Consider the following 1,507-nt stretch of genomic DNA (forward strand, 5'->3'; position numbering starts at 1 on the left):
CGTCCAGTCCGCTGCGCGCCGCCGTGCCTCGGGAATACGGCGTTACCCGGCATTTCGCCTGACGTCAATTTCCACAGGAAACGGCATAGAGCCAAATTTCATCCGCTACGCGATAGTGCCAGCTCAGCTGACTCTGGTGACCACCACTCGATGGATAGATAAAGATTTTTCAAATATGCTGAAACCGAACTGGCTCACTCGCCCCCTAAACGAAAACGATAGCGGCGTTTTCAAGGAAATCCGCCTTGTGGCGATTGCTGATTCGCCAAGCACTGTATGGCCTACTGCCGAAGAAGAGGAAATGCGCACTTCCGCCGAGGTCCAGGCAAAGTTACAGCAAACGGCGAGCCAAGTTGTGTTCGGCACATTTTTCGATGGGCAGCTCATTGCAATTGCAGGACTACGGCGGGAATCTCTGGTTCAAGTGGCTCACAAGGCGCTGGTATGGGGAGTGTTCGTGCGCCAGGAATTTAGAAAAGAAGGAATCGCCCGGCACCTGTTCGAGTGCATCAAGCAATACGCTGATAAAACCGGTGTCCTGCAAATTCATTTATCTGTGAATTCTGAAAACCAGCGCGCAAAGAATCTCTACGAGTCTCTAGGCTTTCGGAAATTTGCCACGGAACCCCGGTCCATGAGGATAGGCAAGCGGTTTTACGATGAAGAACACATGTGCTTACGCTTGGACGAATAAATGCTATGGCAGTAACCGACGAATAGCCAGTGCCAACGCTATTGGCGATTTTTTTTTATTGTCGGCTTATGGGCACTTCGAAAAACCACCAAATTGTCGTTCCCGCGTAGGCGGGAACCCATACTGAGCCAATGGACATGCGGGGTATAGATTCCCGCCTGCGCGGCGGTCCGCCGATGCGGAACGACAATTTGGTGGTTTTTCGAAATGCCCATAACCCTAGCAACATTAATAGATTGAAAAACAATTGATTCTTCAAACACTTGCCCGCATCGGGATTACTTTTGTGATGATTGTCCTCACAGGGGTGTCTGGTCTAAGCTTTTACATTTGGCCGACAAGCTTCCCAGACCATAAATTATCCGTAACACCCGACCTTATTCAGCGCCTACGTAGTTTGCAATCGGAAAGTAAGTTTGGTCCAGATCCCCTCACGTTCTATCCCGGAGTCGCAAATGAAGAGCAGCGGCTTGCAGCGCAGGCGGTGGTAGATTCCACTATTCGTTCTCTCATCGCCGAGTTGCCCACACGGCCACAGCGCTCCACCGTCCTCAGGACAATGAAGCTGGCCTTGGCCGACTATGACAGCTCCGAGTCTGCAGAGCGGGACCAAGTGCTAGTGTATCTTACCAAGGTGATGCAGATTTGTGGCGTCGAGAGTTCCGCCGAACTCTTCAATGTCTGGCGTTACGGATTTCCGTACGGTTGGCTCGTTTAGGGCACGCCGTTATACACAATTCTTGGTGCTGGCCCGGTCTCGTAATTTTCCCATTGTTTTCGCTGCAACGTAGACCTCTTTCATGCCAAGCCAGA

At 51.4% G+C, this 1,507-nt stretch carries 2 protein-coding genes; both read left to right on the forward strand.

Annotated elements, in window-relative coordinates; translation table 11 throughout:
- Positions 1-694 (forward strand): GNAT family N-acetyltransferase (locus H7U20_RS29860; RefSeq protein WP_233411191.1); only part of this gene is annotated, 694 nt, incomplete at its 5' end.
- A gap of 247 nt (positions 695-941) precedes the next feature.
- Entirely contained in the window at positions 942-1,412 is a 471-nt protein-coding gene (locus H7U20_RS29865; protein WP_199762770.1) for a DUF4844 domain-containing protein, read from the forward strand.
- Positions 1,413-1,507 lie beyond the last annotated feature (95 nt).

The organism is Rugamonas violacea, assembly GCF_016461825.1.
GTDB lineage: Bacteria > Pseudomonadota > Gammaproteobacteria > Burkholderiales > Burkholderiaceae_D > Rugamonas.